Genomic DNA, 255 nt, shown 5'->3' on the forward strand with positions numbered 1-255 from the left:
TTCAATATGTTCCAGAACGTGGTTACAAAAAATAATATCGAAGCTTTCATTTTCAAAAGGAAGATCGAGAATGTCTGCTTTTACGTCTACAATCGGCGAAAAAAGATCGGCAGAAATGTAGTTTAAGATTTTCATTCTTTTAAACTTTCTCAGGAATTCCTGCTCAGGAGCAATATGTAAAACTTTATAATTTTTAATGAAAAAATCGGTTTCATTTTGCAGGTAAAGCCACATCTGACGGTGTCTTTCCAGACT

Annotated in this window: 1 protein-coding gene; it reads right to left on the reverse strand. The window is 33.7% G+C overall.

Going from position 1 to position 255, the window contains the following annotated elements; translation table 11 throughout:
* The coding region (locus WFK35_RS23105) for a methyltransferase domain-containing protein (RefSeq protein ID WP_336735005.1) at positions 1-255 on the reverse strand (255 nt) is incomplete at both ends.

Source organism: Chryseobacterium sp. VD8, assembly GCF_037149975.1.
Lineage (GTDB): Bacteria > Bacteroidota > Bacteroidia > Flavobacteriales > Weeksellaceae > Chryseobacterium > Chryseobacterium indicum.